Annotated in this window: 24 protein-coding genes; 13 read left to right on the plus strand and 11 right to left on the minus strand. The window is 60.9% G+C overall.

Going from position 1 to position 21866, the window contains the following annotated elements:
• Positions 1-237: 237 nt before the first annotated feature.
• Together VSR72_RS03905 and VSR72_RS03910 are read left to right on the plus strand one after the other, a co-directional pair.
• The gene (locus tag VSR72_RS03905) at positions 238-1098 is read left to right on the plus strand and encodes a hypothetical protein (protein WP_342951556.1); all 861 of its coding nucleotides are present in this window, start codon (positions 238-240) and stop codon (positions 1096-1098) included.
• Between the two features lie 140 nt (positions 1099-1238).
• Positions 1239-1742, plus strand: a complete 504-nt coding sequence (locus tag VSR72_RS03910; RefSeq protein ID WP_342951117.1) for an N-acetyltransferase — start codon at positions 1239-1241, stop codon at positions 1740-1742.
• A 21-nt stretch (positions 1743-1763) separates the two neighbouring features.
• Here the strand turns inward: VSR72_RS03910 and VSR72_RS03915 are convergent, their stop codons facing one another.
• Both VSR72_RS03915 and VSR72_RS03920 read right to left on the minus strand, forming a co-directional pair.
• Positions 1764-2489: a carboxymuconolactone decarboxylase family protein gene (locus VSR72_RS03915; protein WP_342951118.1), complete on the minus strand. Its 726-nt coding sequence runs from the start codon at positions 2487-2489 to the stop codon at positions 1764-1766.
• 197 nt (positions 2490-2686) lie between these two features.
• Positions 2687-3643: a LysR family transcriptional regulator gene (locus tag VSR72_RS03920; protein ID WP_342951119.1), complete on the minus strand. Its 957-nt coding sequence runs from the start codon at positions 3641-3643 to the stop codon at positions 2687-2689.
• A 137-nt stretch (positions 3644-3780) separates the two neighbouring features.
• On the opposite strand from VSR72_RS03920, the gene VSR72_RS03925 reads away from it, so the two are divergent.
• Positions 3781-4335, plus strand: coding sequence for a flavodoxin family protein (locus tag VSR72_RS03925; RefSeq protein WP_342951120.1), 555 nt, complete (start codon positions 3781-3783; stop codon positions 4333-4335).
• 18 nt (positions 4336-4353) lie between these two features.
• Here VSR72_RS03925 and VSR72_RS03930 read toward each other — a convergent pair whose 3' ends face one another.
• The 4 genes from VSR72_RS03930 to VSR72_RS03945 all read right to left on the minus strand — a co-directional run bounded on the left by VSR72_RS03930 (position 4354) and on the right by VSR72_RS03945 (position 7795).
• On the minus strand, positions 4354-5352 hold the full coding sequence (locus tag VSR72_RS03930) for a substrate-binding domain-containing protein (RefSeq protein ID WP_342951557.1): 999 nt from the start codon (positions 5350-5352) through the stop codon (positions 4354-4356).
• A 148-nt stretch (positions 5353-5500) separates the two neighbouring features.
• Positions 5501-6361: a sugar phosphate isomerase/epimerase gene (locus VSR72_RS03935; protein WP_342951121.1), complete on the minus strand. Its 861-nt coding sequence runs from the start codon at positions 6359-6361 to the stop codon at positions 5501-5503.
• 66 nt (positions 6362-6427) lie between these two features.
• Positions 6428-7432: a sterol desaturase family protein gene (locus VSR72_RS03940; protein ID WP_342951122.1), complete on the minus strand. Its 1005-nt coding sequence runs from the start codon at positions 7430-7432 to the stop codon at positions 6428-6430.
• Between the two features lie 51 nt (positions 7433-7483).
• Positions 7484-7795, minus strand: a complete 312-nt coding sequence (locus tag VSR72_RS03945; protein ID WP_342951558.1) for a MocE family 2Fe-2S type ferredoxin — start codon at positions 7793-7795, stop codon at positions 7484-7486.
• 242 nt (positions 7796-8037) lie between these two features.
• Between VSR72_RS03945 and VSR72_RS03950 the strand changes: the two genes are divergently transcribed.
• The gene (locus VSR72_RS03950) at positions 8038-9084 is read left to right on the plus strand and encodes a LacI family DNA-binding transcriptional regulator (RefSeq protein WP_342951123.1); all 1047 of its coding nucleotides are present in this window, start codon (positions 8038-8040) and stop codon (positions 9082-9084) included.
• A gap of 40 nt (positions 9085-9124) precedes the next feature.
• On the opposite strand, the gene yfcF is transcribed toward VSR72_RS03950, so the two are convergent.
• Both yfcF and VSR72_RS03960 read right to left on the minus strand, forming a co-directional pair.
• A complete protein-coding gene (yfcF, locus tag VSR72_RS03955; RefSeq protein ID WP_342951124.1) occupies positions 9125-9757 on the minus strand; it encodes a glutathione transferase in 633 nt (210 codons plus the stop codon).
• 97 nt (positions 9758-9854) lie between these two features.
• Positions 9855-10124, minus strand: a complete 270-nt coding sequence (locus VSR72_RS03960) for a hypothetical protein (protein WP_342951125.1) — start codon at positions 10122-10124, stop codon at positions 9855-9857.
• Between VSR72_RS03960 and VSR72_RS03965 the strand changes: the two genes are divergently transcribed.
• Positions 10111-10365 carry a hypothetical protein gene (locus VSR72_RS03965; RefSeq protein ID WP_342951126.1) on the plus strand — a complete coding sequence of 85 codons (255 nt, stop codon included), beginning with the start codon at positions 10111-10113 and terminating at the stop codon, positions 10363-10365. The two genes, VSR72_RS03960 and VSR72_RS03965, sit on opposite strands and share 14 nt — an antisense overlap.
• Positions 10366-10782: 417 nt before the next feature.
• A complete protein-coding gene (locus tag VSR72_RS03970) occupies positions 10783-11229 on the plus strand; it encodes a GNAT family N-acetyltransferase (RefSeq protein WP_342951127.1) in 447 nt (148 codons plus the stop codon).
• Positions 11230-11321: 92 nt separating this feature from the next.
• Here VSR72_RS03970 and VSR72_RS03975 read toward each other — a convergent pair whose 3' ends face one another.
• Positions 11322-13190 (minus strand): GGDEF domain-containing protein, encoded by a 1869-nt coding sequence (locus VSR72_RS03975; RefSeq protein ID WP_342951128.1) that lies wholly within the window; start codon positions 13188-13190, stop codon positions 11322-11324.
• Between the two features lie 336 nt (positions 13191-13526).
• Between VSR72_RS03975 and VSR72_RS03980 the strand changes: the two genes are divergently transcribed.
• The 3 genes from VSR72_RS03980 to VSR72_RS03990 are packed head-to-tail and all read left to right on the plus strand — an operon-like array spanning position 13527 to position 15300.
• A complete protein-coding gene (locus VSR72_RS03980) occupies positions 13527-13799 on the plus strand; it encodes a metal/formaldehyde-sensitive transcriptional repressor (RefSeq protein ID WP_342951129.1) in 273 nt (90 codons plus the stop codon).
• Positions 13800-13806: 7 nt separating this feature from the next.
• Complete coding sequence (gene dmeF, locus VSR72_RS03985) at positions 13807-15096, plus strand: CDF family Co(II)/Ni(II) efflux transporter DmeF (RefSeq protein ID WP_342951130.1); 1290 nt, start codon at positions 13807-13809, stop codon at positions 15094-15096.
• Positions 15097-15099: 3 nt separating this feature from the next.
• Positions 15100-15300 (plus strand): DUF1289 domain-containing protein, encoded by a 201-nt coding sequence (locus tag VSR72_RS03990; protein ID WP_342951131.1) that lies wholly within the window; start codon positions 15100-15102, stop codon positions 15298-15300.
• A 48-nt stretch (positions 15301-15348) separates the two neighbouring features.
• Here the strand turns inward: VSR72_RS03990 and VSR72_RS03995 are convergent, their stop codons facing one another.
• Together VSR72_RS03995 and VSR72_RS04000 are read right to left on the minus strand one after the other, a co-directional pair.
• On the minus strand, positions 15349-15690 hold the full coding sequence (locus VSR72_RS03995) for a glycine zipper 2TM domain-containing protein (RefSeq protein ID WP_342951132.1): 342 nt from the start codon (positions 15688-15690) through the stop codon (positions 15349-15351).
• 543 nt (positions 15691-16233) lie between these two features.
• A complete protein-coding gene (locus tag VSR72_RS04000) occupies positions 16234-17073 on the minus strand; it encodes a phosphatase PAP2 family protein (RefSeq protein WP_342951133.1) in 840 nt (279 codons plus the stop codon).
• A gap of 249 nt (positions 17074-17322) precedes the next feature.
• Here VSR72_RS04000 and VSR72_RS04005 point away from each other — a divergent pair, with 249 nt between their 5' ends.
• From VSR72_RS04005 to VSR72_RS04020, 4 genes are all read left to right on the plus strand, one after another.
• Complete coding sequence (locus VSR72_RS04005; RefSeq protein ID WP_342951134.1) at positions 17323-18012, plus strand: response regulator transcription factor; 690 nt, start codon at positions 17323-17325, stop codon at positions 18010-18012.
• Entirely contained in the window at positions 18002-19291 is a 1290-nt protein-coding gene (locus VSR72_RS04010; RefSeq protein ID WP_342951559.1) for a HAMP domain-containing sensor histidine kinase, read from the plus strand. The genes VSR72_RS04005 and VSR72_RS04010 overlap by 11 nt, the downstream gene beginning before the upstream one ends.
• 111 nt (positions 19292-19402) lie before the next feature.
• Complete coding sequence (locus VSR72_RS04015; protein WP_342951135.1) at positions 19403-20800, plus strand: TolC family protein; 1398 nt, start codon at positions 19403-19405, stop codon at positions 20798-20800.
• Entirely contained in the window at positions 20797-21864 is a 1068-nt protein-coding gene (locus tag VSR72_RS04020) for a metal transporter (protein ID WP_342951136.1), read from the plus strand. The genes VSR72_RS04015 and VSR72_RS04020 overlap by 4 nt, the downstream gene beginning before the upstream one ends.
• Positions 21865-21866 lie beyond the last annotated feature (2 nt).

The following is a 21866-nucleotide window of genomic DNA, read 5'->3' on the forward strand; positions in this document are numbered from 1 at the left end:
AGAGGATTTGCACTCGAGGATGTCGTTTCCATTTCAAGTCTCCTGCCGGTGGGCTCACAATTAGTGGGTTCACAATGACAGAGCGACAGGCGGCGCGCACCACCCAAATGGGTAGTTGGGTCGATGCGGCTCACTCACAACCTGAGTCAAAGCGGGAGGAAGCCTATGGATACGCACGCCAGATCCACAGCAGGCAACCGGCGCACGCGCCAGTGGTGGATGGCCATCATGACCGCGATGCTCTGCTTTCTGGGCCAGAGCGTCTTCGCGCAAGCGGACGACAGGGCGGCAAGCCTGCGCGAAAAATATCAAAGTCTTACGCAGCAACTCGCGGAAAACCAGTTTCAGCGGCCGCTGTTCCTCGAATCGCAGGAGTTGCCATCGGCACTCAAAGGCGATATTTACGGCGTGGTCAGCTTTCCTTTCGCGAAAGTCAGCGACACGCTCAACCACCCCACTCAAGGGCCTGCCAACTGGTGCGACGTGTTGATCCTGCACTTGAACATCAAGTACTGCCATGCCTCCACTAGCGCGAGCGGTACGGTTCTCGCAGTGAATATCGGCAAGAAAACCGAAGAATCGCTTTCCTCGTCCTACCGTGTGCAATTCAACTATCAGTCGGCCGCGAGCAGCACGGACTATTTTCGCGTGGAACTCTCCGCCGCCACGGGACCGCTAAGCACGAAAGACTACCGGATCGTGCTGGAGGCCATACCCGTGGGCGATAGTCGCACCTTTATTCATCTGACTTACGCCTACGGTTACGGCACGGCGGGACGGCTTGCCATGAAAGCCTATCTGGCGACGATCGGGAGCGACAAAGTCGGCTTTTCGACGACCCGCGATCCGTCAACGAACGAGACGCGATACATCGGCGGCGTACGCGGTCTGGTCGAACGCAATACGATGCGCTATTACCTCGCCATCGAAGCGTATCTCGATGCGCTTTCCAGCGCGCCCGGCGCCCGCCTCGACAAACGCCTCACTGAGTGGTTCGATGCGACCGAGCAGTATCCGCGGCAATTGCACGAGGTTAGCCGCGCCGACTACCTGCAAATGAAGCACAACGAATATCAGCGTCAGCAGATCGCGCAATAGCGCGCGGCGCGACCCCAGACCGCCGGCTCTCACCGGCCGGGGAAGCGCCGGTATACATCGGGCAGACGCAAGTTCGCCGGCGCTGGCGTGGTTGACGACGCGTACCGGGCGCTCGATTTTCTGAACCTGAGGTGACCGTCATGTCGCTACGCATCCGCGAAGAAACGCTTGCCGATCACGCCGCCATTCACGCGCTGACCGAGGCCGCGTTCTTGAACGCGCCGCATACGCACCACACGGAGCAGTTGATCGTCGATGCGTTGCGCTCGGCCGATGCGCTCGCCGTTTCGCTCGTGGCCGAAGATGACGGCGAGATCGTCGGTCAGGTGGCGATATCGCCTGTCACGCTTTCCGATGGTTCGAGCGGCTGGTTCGGGCTCGGGCCGATTTCGGTTTCGCCTGCGCGCCAAAGGCAAGGCATTGGCGCGATGCTGATGAAAGACGCTTTGAATGCGCTGCGCACGCAAGGCGCAGCGGGTTGTGTGGTGGTCGGCGATCCGGCGTATTACGCGCGCTTCGGGTTCGAGCCTGAAGCAACGCTCGTGCTGCCTGGCGTACCGCCTGAATACTTTCAGGCGATAGCGTTGCGCGGTGAGGTGCCCGCCGCTACGGTGCGATATCACGCGGCTTTCGAAGCGGGCTGAAAGCAGCCGATCTGGCCAATATCACCCCGCTTTCACCCGCTTTTCCAGCACCTCTTTGATCACCGGCATCGCCGCGAACGCGTTGGGCCAACCCGAATAGAACGCCAGTTGCGTCACGACTTCGGCAGCTTCCGCCTGAGTGAGCCCTGCGTCCATTGCGCGGTTGAGGTGATAAGGCAACTGCGCCACATGGCCAAGCGCAATCAGCGCGCTGACCGTTGCGAGACTTCGGTCACGCGGCGCGAGGTCCGGGCGCAGCCAAAGATCGCGAAACAGCGCGTCGGTCGTGTACTGCACCACGCCTGGGAAAAGATCGCCAAATAGCTCTGACACTCGCTCGGCACGCTGTGACTCTGCGACTTCATCGAGCGGCAACAGATCGGGATTGGCAAGCGGTACGGCCGCAGCATCGACGCCGTGCCGCAAGAAACACTCACGGATCGCTGGGACGACGGAAAGCGCATTCGGCCAGCCCGCGTAGTACGCCAGATGCGTGACAACTTCCGAGAGTTCACGCGGTGTGACGCCGCTCTCAAGCGCCAATTCGACGTAGTGCGGATAGCCGACTGTCTGGTTGCGCGCAATCAACGCCGATAGCGTGACAAGGCTGCGATCGCGCGGCGAAAGTCCAGGGCGTTTCCACAGGTCCTCGACGATACGGGAGCGCGTATAAGCGCTGAGTGCGGGCGCAACGGCAGTGACATCATCAAACGAAACGCTAGCTGCCGAGCCAATTTTTTCAGCCATGGTTCTCTTCCTGGACCGTGAAAAGGCCCTCGCCGAAAAGCGCGTATCAGCCGCTTGCAATTCAATCAGGGCCTGACATGGGAAGCATGGACGGCGCGCTCCAGGGCTTGGACCGGGATTCCATTATCTGCGAAGAAACCGGCCGGCAATCGAGCGTTCAAGTCGTTGGTGTTTCAACCTCAGGTTGAAATTTGCGCTTACGCCGCAAACGCATCCAATGACTCGACGGGCAGATGCAAGCCCGTGTCGGCGGCGAATGCTTCAGACAGGTAATCGAGCGTTGCCCGGACGCGAGGCGCGATCAATGCCCGATGTGGATATTGCATCACCATCTCATACGCGCCTGTGTGATGGACTTCGTGCAAGACCAGCTTCAATGCCCCAGACTGCAAATGGTCCCACGCCAGATGCAAGCCCACTTGTGCAATGCCTACCCCTGCAAGCGCCGCCTGAAGTGCCGCCTCGGGAGCCGACAGGGTCAAGACCGCAGATGCTGACGGGTCTAGCGAAATAACGCTGCCATCTTCCGCGCAAAATCCCCAAGTCGACATTTTGCCGCCAAGAAAGCGGCGTGCAATGAGCTTATGTTTCATCAGGTCCTGGGACGAACCTGGCACTCCTCTGCGTGAAAGGTACTCCGGCGAGGCCACCAGAACCAGGCTCATTCGGAATACCGGCTTTGATACGAGGTTTGAATTCGGAATGGCCCCACCGCGAATAGCAATGTCGTATCCAGCGCGAACGAAGTCGACAACCCGGTCGTCGAAGTCGACTTCGACCGACAACTCCGGATAAAGGGTGAGCAAGCCAGGCAACGCGGGCATGAGGTGATCCTGGCCGAATGCCGAACTGGTCGAGATGCGAATCCGGCCGCTGGGTCCCTCGCGCCGCGCCGCAACGGCATCGACAGCGACATCGAGCGCATCCAACGCGACACGGGCCTGCTGCAGGAAGGCTTCGCCCTCATCGGTAAGCTGGAGCACACGTGTCGTGCGATTCATCAGTCGTACGCCCAGTGCCTTCTCCAGGCTAGCAACGTTCTTGCTGACGGCCGCGGACGTAATGCCGAGGTTGCGTCCCGCAGCAGAAAAACTCCCCGCGTCCGCTGCATGGACGAAAGACAGGATTGCACGCACTCGTTGGGACGAATCCATCGACTCTGCTACCGGAAAAAAAAGTCGGGACATTATCAACCTTAAGTTTAGGGAAGTTCAACCCTGCCCCAACTTCCGGCTACCCGTGAGAGCGGCCACAATTTGCCGGACCGACAAACTGAAGGAATTGCACAACCATGATGATTTCCATCGTCTATGACAGCGGCTACGGCCACACCGCAAAGCAAGCTCAAGCCGTGGCACAGGGGGTCCAGCGCGTGCCGGGCGCCAAAGCGCACCTCATCGCCGTGGCGGATGGCGCCGCTCCCTGGGACGTTCTGGCAGCGAGCGATGCCATTATTTTCGGCTCACCCACGTACAACGGGACCTTGAGTTCCCGGCTCAAGAAGTTCATGGAAGACAGCACCCGTCCCGCGTGGCTGCCGCTGGCCTGGCGCAATAAAATCGCCGCGGGCTTCACCAACTCCGGCGCACAAAGCGGCGACAAGCTGAACACGCTGATCGCTTTGGCAATGTTCGCCGCCCAGCACGGCATGATCTGGGTCGGCGTCGATATGCTTCCGGGCCGCGGAGAAAACGATATGAACCGCCTGGGTGGCTGGCTCGGCGCTATGGCGCAGTCCGACGACGTCTCGCCGGATATCTCACCGATTGCGAGCGACCTGCAAACTGCAGCGCATCTCGGGCAACGCGTTGCGGAACTGGCAGGCCGCCTGAAATCGTCCAGTTGATATCCGTTCCGCGGCAAATCACCGATATTGTCCGGCGTACTTGATCACGGTATCGATGTTCGACTTGTCGATGAAGCCGGGACCCGATCGAATATTCTTGTCGGTATAAATCGGTTTAAGACCGTACATTGCCACACGCTCCTTGAACTTCGGGTTGTTCTGAAGTTCCGTGCGAATCTTCGCTGCGTCCGTGGTGTGGTCCTTCTTCGCGATGGCGAGAACAGCAACGCCTATGTATCCCTGAAGATAAGGCTGCTGGTCGATCGCAAATTGAATCGACCCGTTCTGAATCGCCTTGGCGATATCATCCGAGAAGTCAAAGGTCGCGAAGAAGATCTTTCCGAGTTGTCCGCTCTGCTGAAGCGCTTTGAGCGTCGGCGACGCCGAATTGGGCCCCAGCGTCAGGATGCCTTTCGTGCCGGGGTGATTACGCAGGTAAGCGCTCACCTTCGACTGAATCTCGGTCGGATCGTTACCCGAATCGAGCGTCGACGACTTGTAGTCGACCCCAATGGCATCTGCAAAACCGCGGCAGCGATCGAACGACGTCGGATTCGTTGCGTAATGATTCACGCAAAGAAATGACGTGACTCCGGCTGCCTTCGCTTTCTCGCCTGCTGCCTTACCCGCCACGTAGTCAGGTTGGCCGATGTGCATGATGGCGTGGAGCTTCTCGCTTTGCTCTTCGGTGCCGGAGTTGATGGTCACCAGCGGAATGTGTTTCGCGGTCACCTTCCCAGCCGAGGTCTTCAATACGTCGAAGTCACCGATCGAGAGAATGACGCCATCGTAGTTTCGAGCGGCGGCTTGTTCCACGAGTCGGGACATGTCGGCCATGTCGCCGTTCGGCGGATTGCGGTAATCCGTGGTGACGTTGAAGTCCTCATCGGCCTGCTGAACCGCGTTTTTGATTGTGTTCCACCAAAGGTCCGAGTCGGGCGCGTGACTGACGAGCACGAAATGCGCATCGGTGGCCTGCGCGCCGGCCGCGACAACGCATCCGACCAGTGCTGCCATCGCCACGCATGCGGTGCGCACGCGCGAGCCCGCGATGCCGTATAAAGCACGTCTTGCCGAATGTTTCATGTCTCCACCTTATTTGTAAGGAATCCTATTTCTGAAGCGAAAGGGTTGCTGCGTGAATCGGCATACCTGCTGCGTCTGGTCAAGCTGCGTTCTGCCTGATCGGCTGTGCCGCCACGTCCGCCCATAACTGTCGTGCGAGGTCGCGCAACATCAACGACTCGGCCCATCGGTCCGTTGTGTCGTTGCCATCGCGGCCAATGATTGCGTAGGGTTTCGGACCGAGTTCGCACACGAAGGCAAGGGAATCGTTTTCACCGGCCCGACGGCGCCATGAGGCAAATCCATACCGCCACCAGTCGAGGAACAATTCAAGCCACTGACGATGGGGCTCAAACGATATTTCGATCTGGACCTGCTCCCGACTTGCCACTCTTCCGTGAAATGCCCACGAGCTGTCGAGAATTCGGCGCATGAGCGCGTGATTCTCCTCGGATACCGGCCAGGAAAACTCTCGTCCGACGAGGTAATGCGATATGTCGCCCAGTAGCTTGAGGTCAGGCCGCGCATCGAGCAGATCGAGTGTGAAATGAAGATCCGTCGTCATTCTGTCCCGATGTGTCTCGATGTACACCGGGAAGTCGACCTGCTCGGCGAGTCGCTGCCACCCATCGAGCAAGGCCACGCATTCCCTGATCGTGCGTGGTCGCACGTCTGGCTGAATGTCGAGGTGATGCAGGCCGAATTCCGTCGCAATCTCGAGCGCCGGTTGTAAATCATCAACCGTGGCCGGAAAGCATTGACCCTCTGCATCAAGCCCGAGCGGAGCACGCAGCGACGCCAGCCTGCGGAAGTCGTCGCGATTCGTGCAGTGTGCGCTGACCCCATCGAAACCGGCTTCTGCGATCATCCGCACGTTCTCTTCGAGCGAGCGCTCGAACCCGTCCGAATGGCGGCGCTCCATTGCCCACAGCGACTGAAACACGAGAAATCGTTGACTCATTGTGCCTCCGCAACCAAGAGGAATGGCGCACATGCCTTTTCGCGTCGGCTTGCCGGTATGTGGATTTCAGGTCGCATTGAGGCGACGCTTTTTCTTCTCGAAGCGCTCCCGCATGAGCCGCTCGCCCTCCGGCGAACCGTCATGCCAGGAACCGAACAACTGGTCGAGCGGAAACGTCCCGTTATCGCTGTAATTCACTTCGAAGAACTTATGATGCAGATAATGAGCGTAGGCGTGGCTGCTCATCGACGTGCCGTTGGCTACACGGAGTTGGTCGAAACCGATATGTCCGACGATTGCGCCGAACCCGGCGATATTCACCAGATACACGGCGATGACGGGATGCGAAGGGATCACCAGCGTCCAGAGCGCGACACCGAAATACAGTGTCGACTCGACAGGATGCATGGACATCGACGACCAGGGCGATGGATTGGTCGAATTGTGATGCACCGAGTGCACGAAGCGATAGAACGGGGCCCAATGCATCGCGCGGTGAATCACGAAGAAATGGACTTCATGAATCGCGGGGGCAAGCAGGAACACACAAATCAGATAGACGGGATGCTCATTCCACTGAACGAACGGCACCGTGTGATTCGCAAACGACCAAAGAATGAACACTTCGATGGCTGTTCCGATCGGAACACTTACGAAGAAGCTCCGGATGAAATTATCGATGTTTTGACTCTTGAACCAGAACACATCCGAAGGCTGTTCAGAAGGGAATTTGCCGTTGTATTTGAAGCCCTGCCCCTGCACGCGCAATACGTAATAGCGAAGCTCGAATGCGCCATAGAAGAGGAAGATCCCGATCCAGTTTGCAGCCAGCAGCTTGAGCGTCCACCCCCAGGCGGGCGTTCGCATCGTTTCGACATCAGGCAAAACATATTTCCACCAGACAGCGGTCAGCAGAATAAAGAGGACATTCCACGGCCAGAAATAGCCCTTGATCCAGTTGCCGACGCGCGGGAGGCTCGGCGGCCACGACCACAGCCCGGCCGAGTCCAGAGGTTGATTCGGCGCCCAGTCGCCGCGCTTGTTGCGTTTGCCGAACTGCAGGTCGTCCATGATGTTTCCGCCCAAAGGGAAAGCGCGATGACGCGCCCGTGGCTGGTGCTTTCAGATTTCGATGAATACGACTTCGCCATCGACGCGCGCGCGCCAGGTCTTGAGATTCTTGCAAGGCGGCATCCGTGTCGCCTCGCCTGTGCGGTAATCGAATTCGCCTTGATGCTTGGGGCACTCCACGGCGTAATCCATCACGAGGCCATCCGCCAGATGAACGGCTTCGTGAGTACACAGTCCATCGGTGCAGTAGTACTGGTCGTCGGGACCTCGATAGACTGCGAACGTGCGGCCTTCATGGTCAAAGCGCTTCACATCCTCCTGATCGATATCGTCTGCCGCGCAGACACGAATCCATTGCGCCATGGCTGTCTCCTTGAGTTCTTGCGACTGCTCTTGATGAAACAGTCGGTCTGGAATCAATGTACTTCCCGGATCAGCACGGCTCAATCGTCATCTCACCATCTCTATCATTTCGTTTCATTTCATGTCCATTTGGTGTGCCTCATGCCGAGGCATTGAGCCGAATGCGATATCAACACCGGGAAAACCCCCGGCGAATTTGATACGTTCGTATCACTTTTTCGTGCGACGATGAGACACAAGACATGGAGGAAACCGTGAGTCGTCCGACCATCCCCGACCTGGCCGCAGCCGCCGGCGTCTCTGTCGCGACCGTCAACCGCGTGCTCAGTGGAACAGGAAGGGTTCGCGAGGCCACGGCGCAAAGAGTCGTCGATGCCGCTCAGCAAATCGGGTTCTACGGTCTGCGCGCGTTACAGCATCGTGTGGCGGCCACCTCGCGTCAGGCTTTCAGGTTTGGCGTCGTCCTGCAGACACCCCATCGTCCATTCACCGACACGCTCGCCAGCAACCTCGAGCGCGCGGCGTCCGAGTCCACGGAAGGCGACGTTCGACTTCGGGTCGAGGTCGTCGAAGACCTGTCTCCCGAGCGGGTGGTGTCGAAAATGACTGCGCTCAGCGCCGAAGTCGACGCGCTCGCAGTGGTCGCCCCGGACCACCCGATCGTCTCGGAGGCGATAGATCGCCTCGCAGAAAAGGAAGTCCCAGTCGTCGCCCTGATTTCGCCGCTCTCCGCACGCGTACCGGTGGGCTACGTAGGACTCGATAGCTGGAAAGTCGGCAGGGCTTCGGCGTGGGCGCTAGCCCATACCATTCGGAGCCCAAGCAAGCTCGCGATTCTCGTCGGGACGCATCGGTTTCGAAACCACGACCTCAATGAGAGCGGATTTCGATCTTATTTCCGGGAAAACGAAGGGGAATTCGCGATCCTCGAACCCATCTCGACATTCGAGTCCGACACGATCTGTCGCGAGGTAACGGAAGGACTGCTTCACGCTCATCCCGACTTGGCCGGGATTGCCATTTTTTGCGGCGGTGTCGGCGGCGCGCTTGCCGCCTTGAAGAGTCGAAAGAGCAAGGGGACCATCCGTGCGGTCGCGTACGACTTGTTCGAGTCGACGAGAGGCGGGCTGGTGGATCGCACATTGACGATGGTTGTCGCTCACCCGTTCGACCGGGTCGCGCGCGAGGCGATCGCAGCGCTGGTTCGCACGAAACGACTATCCGAACCGCAAGCGGTAGGCCAATCGGTATTCGTGCCCTTCGAACTGCACACAGTCGAAACGATCTAGGCGGCCGCGACACCCTCGCGCAGACTGCGGCGACGCAGCCTCAGAGAGGCGGCCTCTCGAGCCTGAGCCAGCGCTGAACCGAAGGCCTCTGCCACTGATACAGCGCGTACTGCGCCAGCCGTTGCGGCACCGGATCGCCGTTCAGAACCAGACGGTTGAGCATCAACGCAAGATCCACGTCCGCGATGGACCATTCACCGAAAAGATGCTTTTCGTCTTGCGCGAGCAACGCGTCGGCCATTGCAAACAGCTTCTCTGCCGCGAATTGCGCCGCGCTGGAAAGCGGCGCCGTAGTCGGTCCGTAAAACACGACCTCGGTCGAGCGCTCCTGGCGGATCGGCATGAGATCGCTGCGCAACCACGCCTGAACCTGGCGTGCGCGGGCGCGCTGTTGTCGATCGGCCGGATAGAGCGCGACGCCGGGGAACATTTCGTCCAGATACTCGGTAATCGCCGAGGACTCCGAGAGCGCGAAGCCATCATGGATCAAGGTCGGCACGCGCCGCATGAGCGACTTCGCCGCGAAATCCGGCTTCTGGTTTTCGCTCTTGCCGAGATCGACCGTTGAAAGCTCGAACGCGAGCGCCTTCTCGTGCAGCGCGACGAAGACGGACATCGCATAGGGACTGACGTATTGGGCGTCGGCGTAGAGGTGAAGAGTTGGGTTTGTCAAAGTCGGCTCCGTGGTTAGCGCCGACGATAGTAGCAAGCGCGGCCGCCGTCCCGCTTGAACAACGACAGGCTGATCGCACCAGCCCGCCGCGCCCCGCTCACGCCGTCGCCGAAACCAGCCCCGTGGTCTTGCCGTTGGCGACCATCAATTGCGCCAGCGAACTCTGCACGCTCGCGAGTTGCGATGCGATCTGGCTGACCTGGCTCGTGTCCGACTGCGACGCCGAGCTCAACGCACTTTGCGCGCTTTGAATCTGCGCCTTGATCTGGCTGATCTCGCCCGAGTTCGAGTCTTGCGCGGCCGCGCTGGAAGTCTGCGACGACACCTGCGCGAGCTGCGCCTGAAGCGAAGCGATGAGCGCATTCAACGCGTCGAGTTCGCTCGAGGAAGAACTGCTGGAGGATGCCGCGCCGCCTCCGCCCGCTCCCGCCCTCGAAGATGCCGAAGTGCTTTGCGTCGAAGTCGATGAGGTGCCGCTGCTGGACACACTGCCATTCGAGTTCGATGATGCCGCGCCCGAGGAAGCGCCGTTGCCTGCGCCGCTCGTCGAAGTCTGCGCGCCGGCGCCCGAATTCGAGGCCGTGCCGCCGCTCGTGGCGCTGTCGTAGGTGGGCGTAGCCGCACTAATGGGTTGAATCTGCATGGAGTCTTTCTCGCCGTGAGTGGAAACGCTACGAGTCGCCGAATAACGCCGTATTCGTGTCTTATCGGCAAGCCTGAAGGGTTCTTGAGCCTGCTCGCACGCTTTTTATTTCAGCGCCAGGCTCCCGCTTTATGCCGTCCGCACCTGCGTAATAAAAAAGATCGGAATTTGAAAACAATTTGAATGCTTTCGCCTCGCTTGAATCCGATCAAATCGGGACGGGGTGAAAACGGTAAAGAATGTAAGTTGCGTGCCGTAAATCAACCATGCCGATGCAGCAAGTTTTTCGATAATTGATTTGATTTCGCTCCTCAGCTCCCTTACGGCTACAGAATTGCGGCCCGTACAAATTCGCCCAACCACTGAAGAAGACTGGGCGATCTTGAAGACAATCTTCCTTGCTGCGCTGTTTGACAGTCCAACGGCGTTCGGCTTGAGTTACGCCACGGCAGCCGCGTATAGCGAGCAGCAATGGCGCGACTGCGCGTCAGTTCAAACGCAACCGCTATATCTGGTAGCCATGGAGCAAGGACAAGCAGTCGGACTGATCGGCGACGGGATAACCCGCTCGCACGAATACCACCTGATCGCCATGTGGGTTCACCCAAAGCGCCGAGGCATGGGAATTGGCGGCCGCCTTGTCAATGCAATCCAGGCACGCGCGATTGAACGCGGACATGCAAGAGTCGTATTGAGAGTCTCGCCAGAAAACAGCCACGCTGCGGACCTCTATAGCAGGCATGGTTTCAAGTTCTTGCCCGAACGGGAAGCGCTAGCCGGTCAACCCGCGATCAATCTGCAAAAAATGGAATGGAGAAGCGGTCGCTAACTGTGCCCTTTGAACAAGGCAAGCATCTGACTCGATCGTCACGCTCGGCGGTGTGACGCAGTGCGGGACCGCCACAGCATTAGCGGTCGATCTCACGGCGCAGTCTCCCGAGCATCACGCTCACATGCACTCAAATCGTCATCCGCCGCAACACGGTTTCGTCCAGACGCCTTGGCGTAATACAGTGCCCTGTCGGCACGCGCCTGCGCTGCAGCCAGATCGGGCTCGCCATACCGGTACGTCGCTATGCCGATGCTCATGGTTACGCGTATGGACTGCCCATCGCCGAGGGCAATCGGAGTGCCAGCCACAGCGCACCGGATCCGTTCCGCAATGGAATGAGCGTGCCTGGACGTTGCGCCCTGCAGGATCACCGCGAATTCCTCACCGCCGAGGCGCGCCGGGAAATCCCGATCGCGCAGCGCCGCACGGATCCGCTCGGCTACGACCTCCAGAACACGATCGCCTGCGGCATGCCCCCAGGTGTCGTTGACCCGCTTGAAGTGGTCGAGATCCACTGCGAGGACTGCAAGCTCACCGCCGCCTTGCCGTGCGTGCGCCACCGCGCGCTCACTCGCACGGGTGAAATTGCGCCGGTTGGGTAGTTTCGTCAGTGCGTCGAAATCGGCTTCAGTGCGCAGTTCGATGATCTGTGCGCATTGCTTGCTGACGTCGAGCAGAGTGACCAGCACGAGTCCTTTGCCTTCGGCTTCGCTAGTGTGATCCAGAAGGCGCGTGCAACGGACGATCATCTGGACTGGGCCCGCGCTGGTAAGCATGGCCATGGGCTCGCTGTTGTCCCACACGCCGCTGTCGGTCCAGTTCGACGGATTGGCAAACAGAGTCGAAAAGCGCTCTCCGACTTGCGCCCGTGGGCCGAAAATAGCGCTGAGCCCCTCATTGGCCAGTGCGATCTTGCCGGTATCGACGCTCACCAGTGCAATCGGCGTCGGGATGTTCCTGACAATGGTTGACACGAAGCCCGACCAGGTCTCTATCTGTTCGAGCAGCCGCTTTTCACGACGGAGCATCACAACGCCTGCGACCAGCAGTGTGAATTCAATTGTCATGCCCAGCAGAGCGAGATAGAGGCTATGCAGCCAGGGCGCGCGGTACTCGTCCACCGCATAGCCAAGTTCGAGCTCCCAGTATTCCCCTGAGTCGCCAACGGCAATGCCATGCATCGTCTTGAGGTGCTTGCGACCATCTTGCGCTGAAATCGCGTAGTACGTTGAAGGCGTGGGGCCATGGGTCCTCAACCCATCGACGGGGTACACCGATCCGTTTTCGACGGCCAGGGTCGACGGGTAATGACCGATCACCCGGTCATCCGGGTTGAGCACGAGTGCGGTGGTGCCCGGCGGAAGTCTAACGCTCGACACCACCCCCTGGTCGACAGGAACCGCCACGACAATACGCATATCCGCCATGCCCGCTCTGCCGCGATGCTCCCTTATGAAGAGCACGTCCCAGCGCGATTCATGGTGAACGGGCTGCGCAATCGCGGGGAGCTTGGCGGTCGCGCCGCGCAGCGTCTCAAGCCAGGCATCGTTGAGATCCGCATGCGGGATCGAACTCGCGAGCACGCGATTGTCTGAATCCAATACCGCGATCGACACGTTGCCTAGATTTTCTCGTTCGTGCATCGCAATCTGTCTGAGCTTCTTGTCACTCAGCGCCCCGGTCTCGATAGCGTCGCCGACCGCCAGAAACGTTTGGTCAACGACCTTGGCGCGATCCTCGACGCGCAGCGCAATGGCTGATGCCAATGTTTCGAGTCGACGGGCGGTTCGCTCGTTGAGGCTGCTGAAGTCACCTAGCGTCTTCGCGAAATTCGCGGCCAGGCTCAGCAACACGAGAAATACCATTACCGGAAGCGCCCACTTAAGCCAGGACACCCGGCGAACCTGGGGCGCAGATAGAGACGCGCGGAGCGTGGACGGAGCGGCGAGCAACTTCATGGTGGCTGGCAGGTTGTAAAGGCTGTGTGCGAACAACAAGCATCAACCATTGCATCGGAGTCGATGAGTTGGGCTCGACACGGACATCGGCAACGTGATGCCGGATTTGCAGACAAACTGGATGCTTCAGGCGAGCATCAAGTTGACAAATCAACTATATGCTCGCGTGTAAGCAATTTGTATGCGTCGGAGTGTCGCCAAAGCCCGTTTAATTCTCATCGTGCCAAACCGGCGGGCGGCGTAAACGCTGCGCGCCGTGCCATTTGAGCCGATTTAGTATACCCCTCCACCCTATTTTGATAATATACCCCCCTACGCTATAACTGGAGGCGCGGCATGAGCCACACGATTCGCGATAAACAGAAACTGCTCAACCGGGTGCGCCGCATCAAGGGACAGGTCGAGGCCATCGAGCGTGCGCTCGAGGAAGAGCGCGGCTGCATGGACGTGCTGCAGCTCATTACGAGTAGCCGTGGCGCAATGAATGGATTGCTGGCTGTAGTGCTCGAAGACCATATCCGCACCCATCTCGTCGACGCGGAAACCGATGACGATCATGGCAGCGGCAAGGAACAGCTAATCGAGGTAGTGCACAGCTACTTCAAGTGAGAGAAGCATGAGTCAATTCGAGAACGCCGCTTTCGGGGCGGGACACGATCACATCTTTCTGGGCGCAGCCCATGAAGAGAACGAGCGCAGAACCTGGATGGTGATTGCGCTGTGCAGCGCGATGATGGTGGCCGAAATCGTCGGCGGGAGTCTTTTTGGCTCGCTCGCACTCGTCGCCGATGGTCTGCACATGTCGACACATGCTGGCGCGATGCTGATCGCCGCTTTGGCATACACCTACGCGCGCAAACACGCGAGCGACAACCGATTCGTATTTGGTACCGGCAAGCTGGGCGATCTCGCCGGCTTTACCAGCGCCATCGTGCTCGCCATGATCGCGCTGCTGATCGGGTACGAGGCCGTTTCGCGCTTTCTTTCGCCAGTGCCCATTCACTTCGGTCAGGCGATCCCTATCGCGGTGCTTGGCCTGCTGGTCAATCTGGCGAGCGTCTGGCTGCTGAGCGGCAACCACCACGGGCACAGCCATGGACATAGTCACGGCCACGCACATGGTCACGGGCATGAACACGAACACGCCCACGAGGACGAGATGCAGCACATCGTCGGTGGCGCTGGCATCTTTGCCGTGTCGATCTTCGAAGATGGCGTGCCGCCCGTCTTCCGCATCAAGCCAGAAACGGCTTCCTCGAAACTGAACGCCGGTGCTGTTTCAGTCACGACGATCCGCCCCGACGGCACGCGCCAGACCTTCGCGTTTGCCGATCGCGGCGGCTATCTGGAGTCGAAGGACGACATTCCTGAACCGCACGCATTCAGGGCTGTTGTCCGCCTGCCCGACGGTGAACATGAGGTCGAGTTCGAGGAACACGAGCACGTTCACGACGACGCACAGGCCGCCGCGAACCGTGACCACAACATCCGGTCAGCCTATATTCACGTCATCGCCGACGCGGCGGTTTCCGTGCTGGCGATCATCGGCCTCCTGCTCGCGCGTGCGTTCGGCTGGGTCTGGATGGACCCGCTCGCGGGCGTGATCGGCGCACTGGTGATTGCAAACTGGTCGTGGGGCTTGATGCGCGATACGGGCGGCATTCTGCTCGACATGAGCACGGACCGCCGCATGGCCGAGAACGTCCGCCATGTCATCGAAGACAACGGCGACACCGTGCTCGACCTGCATGTCTGGCGCGTCGGCCCTGGGCACATGAGCGCCGTCGTGTCGGTTGCGACCAGTGAAGCGCAGCGCAACCCGCGCTTCTATCATGCGGCGCTCAAGCGGTTCAAGGGACTATCGCACGTCACGGTCGAAGTGAATCCAGCCCGCGCTGCAGCCTGAATCATGGCTGTCAAATCGCCCTGCATCGACCTATGCGCGTTCGATGGCAAGACCGGGTTCTGCACCGGCTGCTACCGGACGCGTGCGGAAGCCCGGGACTGGAAAAAAATGACGGACCACCGGCGTCATCAGATCCTCAACGAGCGGTCCCGGCGACAGGTAAAGGTGGTCCGTGAGACGCCGAAAGCTTCGTCGGAAGACTGAAGCGATCGAGCGTCTCAACTGCATGAGCGATTTCAACCGGCAAAGCCGTCAAGACGCGTTCAACGTATCGCCGTCGACGTGCACGCGCTCGCCGACGGCCAGTTGAGGCTGCGTCGGGTAGGTGAAGTTCCGGTAGGTGCCGTCCGTCATTCGAACCTGGACCTGGTAAGTGGTGGACCTGCGCACCTCATGCTCGATGCCGTTGCCCGCGAGGCCGCCGCCAATCGCGCCCGCGATCGTCGCGATCGTGCGGCCACGCCCCTGACCGATCTGATTTCCGAGAAGGCCGCCGGCAACGGCTCCGCCTACGGCGCCGATGCCCGTCGCTGGCTCGGGCGTCTGAATCGCATTGATTGCGGCGATAAAGCCTGAATTCGGATCCTGGGCCACCTGCCTCGGCTCTGCCGGTCCGGCTACACCTCGATATGTGCTGTCATTCGTATAGCGTGGAGCCGACGAGGCTTGGGAGACGTGCGAATGACGGACGGGCTCGTGACGCGTCGGCGCTTGCACGACAGAAGCTCGATAGGCATCCGGCCGAACGCCGCCAGGCGTCGCAGTGTCAACTTGTGCGGTAGTGGAAGCCGCACTTGCGTGCGTGGCAGGCAGCAAACCCGTCATGGCGGCGATGCCAGTGGTGCTCGCAAGAATCACAGCGACCGCAGCAGCCGCGACGAGCGGGTGAATACGGGCACGCGACGACAGATTGGGAACCGGGTTCGTGTTCATTTGCAAGCTCCGTTGAGGAAAGGCGGTGAAGATTCGCACTTGTGTCACCTGCCTCCTCAACGCCGGGAAGACCGCCGCGGATTACGAATGACGTGTGACTTCTGCAAGCAAATGTTGCGAAAGCGCGGACGCCCACTGATGCCGTTCAGCGCAAACGAGGATCGGTGCGTCACCGCGTCAACGTCGATCACGTGCGCACTCCCGCTACATCGCATAGCGGACAAAGTCGACGCTATGGTGCAGAGCGATGTGAATTGCAGCAGACGTCAGAAACGTGACAAGCGCAACCACCGACAGCAAGGGGGAACCCCGAGTGTCGCGGTCCCTGAGATGATGGGCAACGGACAGAAACGCGACCCACGCCATGCCGAGACTGAGACCAGCAAGAATGTCAGAAAACCAGTGAACGCCGAGGTATATGCGTGAAAACGAAATCAGCCCTATTACCGCGCTACTTGTCACGACGATCCTGAATTGCGCCTCCTTCTGACGGCCTCGACACACGAGGTACGTGAGGAAGCCATAGACGACAATGCTCAATGTCGCGTGGCTGCTGGGGAAGGAGAAGCTTTCGATACCTTCATAGACAGACACCGGGCGTGAGCGCTGGACAGTCAATTTGAGCAATTTGACTGACGCCTCAGCCGCCGCGATCGCCGCAACCCAGTAGCCGGCCGACCGCCATTCGCGCCGTAGCAGAAGCGTGATCAGCACGGCCGTAGCCACGGGAATCGTGACTGCCGCATCGCCAAGCGCCGAAATCGCGACCATCACATGGTCAATGAGGGGAACGCGGAGTCCCTGCAACGCCGTGTGAAGCATCCGGTCGACGGTGACCAGGGGGTCACCGCTGAGAATGTCTTCGAGAATACCGAGAAACAGCCAGACGCCTCCAAGGACCAGAAGGACAGCCGCCGCCAACCTCGCGACGCCGGTACGGCGCAGCACGAATCGCCATCCCCCTTCGTTGCCGACTTCGGCCCCCGGCTTCATTTGGGAGAACTGTCGCAACAACTTGCTGAAAAGCATGCTCAGCGCCTTCATCGGGAACCTCCCGTAACCCGCAGTGGACAATCTGCAACACGCAACGTCAGGCCCAGGCACCAGCTCGATCAGGCGCTCGGGACGCAATGGCGCGACAGTCCGACTCTACCTGCAATCTGGACGCAAACTTATAAGCGTTAAGCGCCGGCGACGCAGAATCGCGAATCACTGGCCTTTCGCGACCGCTGCGCACGACGGTTTGCGGTAGCATCACCTCACTTCCAGCCAGCGCGTGATGAACGGATGTCCATGAAGGTGCTCATTGTCGAAGACGATTCCTCGATTGCCGCGAACCTTTACGACTATCTGGAGGCTGGCGGTTATGAGGTCGACGTAGCCTCCAACGGCAACGCGGGGCTGCACATGGCGCTCGCGGACTCATGGGACGCCATCCTTCTCGATCTGTCACTGCCGGGCATGGACGGGCTCACGCTCTGCCGCAAGCTGCGTGAAGAGGCGGCCCGCGACACGCCCGTGCTGATGCTGACCGCGCGCGACGCGCTCGACGACAAACTCGCGGGTTTCGTGCACGGCGCCGATGACTACCTGGTCAAACCGTTCTCCCTGAAGGAAGTCGGCGCACGCCTTGGCGCGATGATCAAACGCTATCGTGGCCAGGTCGCCACCATGGATCTTCGATTTGCGAACGTGCGCCTCCACCTGTCGACGATGAGCGTCGAACGCGCTGGACGCCCGGTCAAGCTTCCTCCCAAATGCCTTCACCTGCTGCGTATCCTGATGCAGTCGCCCAACCGCACCTTCACCCGCGCCGAGCTCGAGTCCGAAGTCTGGGGCGAGGAACTGCCGGACAGCGACACGCTGCGCACGCATGTCTATACGCTGCGCCGGGCGCTGTCCGGGCACGGCGAAACGGACGTGATCGAAACGCTCCATGGCGTCGGCTACCGGCTCGCGGCGAGTGGTGACGATGCGAAATAGCCTGCGCTTCAAGGTCGCCCTGTTCTTTTCGGTGTTGACCATCGCGCTACTGGTCGCCCAGGCGCTGGGCGTGAGAGCCCTGGCTGAGGCGCAGGAAGAGAGGCTGATCGCGGCGCTCATCCGTGACGACATGGCGAGTGTGCTCAAGAGCTATCAGGCCAATCCCGCGTTGCTGCCGCCGTTCGACGTACGAATGAACGGCTATGTTTCAGGCGCGGACCGCGGGACCGTCGTATTGCCCGAAAACGTCGGGAATCTGCCGTTCGGCACGCACGAAATCATTATCGACGAACGGGAAATCCACGTTGCGATCGCGCCAATGGGCACGGCAGGCACGGCACGCCTGTACCGGGTCTACAACTTCAACATCTATGAAAAGCATTTCAAGGAAGTCATCAACGCCCTGATGGGCGGTACGGGCATATTTGCACTCCTGACGATCTGGCTTTCCTTTGGACTGTCCGGACTGCTCGTACGTCAGGTGGCGGGACTCGCAAACCAGGTGAAGACGCTGCGACTCGGAGAATCGGCGCCGATCCACCCGGGCAAATACGATGAGATCGAACTCGCGGGACTCGTGGAGGCCTTCAACGACTATCACCGGCGCATGGCCGACATGATCGCGCGCGAAAAGGCGTTCACGGGAAACGTCAGCCACGAACTGCGCACGCCACTCACGACCATCAAGACAAGCTGCGAACTGCTCGAGCAGGATACGGCGATCCGCGGCAAATCCCGCGCGCGTTTGCAGCAGATCGAGCGGGCGGCCGACAACATGCGCGAACTCGCCAACGCGTTGCTCATGCTCGCGCGGGAAGATTCGGCGCGCGAGGTCGAGCCGGTGGCAGTGGCGAAGATGATCGAAACCGCGCTCACGCCTTTCGCCGATCAGCTCGCGCACAAGGGACTCGAGACGGTCATTGACGTAGACGGCGAACTTCAGGTTGTGGCGAACCGGCCGGCGCTTGCGATCGTGCTATCCAACCTCATCGATAACGCCGTTCGGCATACCGACCACGGCCGCCTTCAGTTTCGCTTCGCAAACGGCTGGCTGTACATCGAGGACACGGGGCCGGGTATTCCAGCGCATGCGATCCCGCATGTCTTTGACCGGTTCTACCAGGCGACATCGCCCGACACCCCGGCGCCGGGAATCGGGATCGGCCTGTCTATCGTCCGGAAGCTGTGCGAGCGCTACGGGTGGTCGATCGAGATCGGCAGCGAACCCGGCAAAGGGACCTGCGTCTCGCTTCGCCTGCCCGCTGCAAACAGGAGCTGAGCCCGCCCCGGCTGCCCCCTGCTCTTGACGAAAACTTCACAACCAGTGGCGTAGCATCCGGCCCGAAGGCTGCCCGCGTGGGCGGCACAACGTCCGGGATGGGATGCCAGAATGCGCCGCGCGTTATCGATCGTCTTCATTGCCTTGACCGGGGTGGCGGGTTGCGCGACCTATCATCCCCAGCCGATCGCCCCCGACCAGATCGCCCGGCAATTCGAGCAGCGTTCGCTTGCGAGCGAGGACCTGCACGCCTGGATCGCGCGCGAAGCGGGCCACGATGTCACGCCGTGGCCACCTGCAGCCTGGAACCGCGAACGGCTTACCCTGGCGGCGTTCTATTACAGCCCCGCCCTCGACCTGGCCCGTGCGCAATGGGGCACCGCCAAAGCCGGCATCGACGTCGCCAACGCGATGCCCAACCCGGTCCTGCAGTTGCCGTTCCAGTTCAATACGCCCAACCCGGGGCCAGGGGCGCCGTTCACCTGGGGCCCTTCGCTCGATATCCCGATCGAGACTGCGCACAAGCGCGGCTATCGCGTCGATCAGGCGAGCCACCTGTCCGAAGCGGCGCGGCTGAACATCATCACCGCAGCGTGGACGGTCAGCGCGCAGGTGCGCGACGCCATGCTCGCCCTTTACGCTGCCCGTACGCGCATCGCCTTGCTCTCCACGAAGGCGCAGGCCCAGCGGCAGATCACGGCGATGAGCCGCCACCGGCTCGCTGTCGGCCAGTATTCGCAGTTCGATGTCGATGCCGCCATGCTCGCCGACACCCAGGCCCAGAGCGATCTGGCCGCCGCGCGAAGCGCCGAAGCCGATGCGCTCGCGCAACTGGCCGCCAGCATCGGCGTGCCGGTCACCGCGTTCGACGGCGTGACGCTCGATCTGAGCGACTTCGGCACGGTTCCGCCCGCGCCGCCGGCGGCGGACGCGCAGCGCGCGGCGATCTTCCATCGCGCCGATCTGCGCGCCTCGCTGGCCGATTACGCCGCTGCCGAGTCGGCGCTTCAGCTCGAGGTTGCGAAACAGTATCCGGATATCCATCTCGGTCCCGGCTACACGTACGACACCGGCACCAACAAGATCGGCTTCGGACTGGCCGGCATTACATTGCCGATCTTCGATCAGAATCAGGGGGGCATCGAACAGGCCGAGGCCAAACGCAAGGAAGCGGCGGTACGCACGGGCGCCCTGCAGGACCGGATCATTGGTGACCTTGCGCACGCACTGGCGCGCTACCAGGCGAGCGCCGAAGCCCTGCAAATATCCGATGAACATCTGGCGAGCGCCCGCCGCCAGCTCGACAGTCAGGCGGCGGCATTCGCGAGCGGCAATGCGGACCGGCTGACCTACACACAGGCGAAAGCCGACTATCAGACGAGTGAAACCGCTCATCTCGACGCCGAAGTCGCCGTCCAGCAGGCTGCCGGCGCGCTCGAAGATGCGATGCAGTTGCCCCTCGGCCACGCGGAAGTGAGCCAGACCCTCAGCGAGGGGACAACACGATGAAATTCCGGCTGATCTTCCTTAGCATGCTTTCGCTGGCCCTCTGCGCAGGCGCTGGCTGGTACATCATCAACCAGGCGTTTGACGACTCCGGCGCATCGACAGCCACGACGGCGCAATCGGCTCCACCGCCCGCCGTGCAGACAGTCAACGGTGAAACGGTCGTGGTACTGAGCCCGGATGCGCAGCGCGCCGGCCATATCGAAGTCGCGCCGCTCGCCGCCGTCACGCGCCAATCCGGCATCAGCGCCGACGCCACTGTCGTCGATCTGCAGCCCCTCTTCGATCTGCGCAACCGCGTTGCCAGTGCACGCGCGGACGTCGACACGTTCACCGCCCAGGCGGCCAGTTCGCGCGCACAGTACGAGGGCAGCCGGACGCTGTTCGCCGACGACCGCAATATTTCGCAGAAGAGTCTCCAGGCCGCGCAGGCGACGATGCAGGGCGACGCGGCGAAACTGCAGTCCGCGCGGGTCGCGCTGGACGGCCTTGTCGGCACGATGCGCCAGCAGTTCGGCGTAGCGCTCGCGAACGCTGCAACGGCACCCGCCTCGACGCTGTTCCAGCGTCTCCAGGCGGGTCAGTCGGTTGTCCTGCGCATCACGTTGCCAGCCAGCTTCGGAACAACGCCGCCCGAGCGCATCCCGGTCGATACGCCCAACGGCGGGACGGTGGCCGCCCAGAGGCTTTCCGCTTCGCCGCTCGCCGATCCCGCCGTACAGGGAACGCCGTGGCTATATGTCGCCGACACCGTGCTCCCGGCAAATCTGCGCACGAGCGCGCGCGTGGCGACGTCGAGCGAGGCCGTATCCGGACTGTTGATTCCTGCGCAGGCGGTGGTGTGGTACGGCGGGCAGACCTGGGCATACGTGCGCACGGCGCACGACCGCTTCGCGCGGCGCTACGTGCCAGCAGCCAATGAGGGCGATCACGGATTCCTCGCGACCTCCGGCTTCCATACTGGCGACCAGATCGTCACGCAGGGCGCGCAACTGCTGCTCTCCGAAGAGATCAAGCCACAGGGCATCGGCACCGCCTGCAAGGATCCGCCCGAGTGTGACGACTGACC

Source organism: Paraburkholderia sp. JHI869 (assembly GCF_038900775.1).
In the GTDB taxonomy this organism is placed as follows: domain Bacteria; phylum Pseudomonadota; class Gammaproteobacteria; order Burkholderiales; family Burkholderiaceae; genus Paraburkholderia.